General features: G+C 73.3%; 1 protein-coding gene. It reads left to right on the forward strand.

All coding sequences use genetic code 11. The features are described 5' to 3' along the window. Positions 1-420 (forward strand): riboflavin synthase (locus K9U41_RS23410; RefSeq protein ID WP_282643224.1); only part of this gene is annotated, 420 nt, incomplete at both ends.

The following is a 420-nucleotide window of genomic DNA, read 5'->3' on the forward strand; positions in this document are numbered from 1 at the left end:
CCGGGATCGTCGAGGAGCTCGGCACCGTCGCCGCGATCGAGGACCAGGGCGACGCCGTACGGCTGAGCGTCCGCGCGACCACCGCCCTCGACGGCACCCGGCTCGGCGACTCCATCGCCGTCAACGGCTGCTGCCTCACGGTGGTCTCCATCGACGGCGACACCTGGACCGCCGACGTCATGCAGGAGACGCTCGACATGACCTCGCTGCAGGGCGTCGCGCCCGGCGACCGCGTCAACCTGGAGCGGGCGATGACCCCCGACCAGCGCCTGGGCGGCCACCTCGTCCAGGGGCACGTGGACGGCGTCGGCACCGTCGTACGCCGCCGGGCCAGCGAGCACTGGGAGGTCGTCGAGGTCTCCATGCCGGCCGAGCTGGCCCGCTACGTCGTGCCCAAGGGGTCGATCACCGTCGACGGGG

The organism is Xanthobacter autotrophicus, assembly GCF_029991245.1.
In the GTDB taxonomy this organism is placed as follows: Bacteria; Pseudomonadota; Alphaproteobacteria; order Rhizobiales; family Xanthobacteraceae; genus Xanthobacter; species Xanthobacter autotrophicus_C.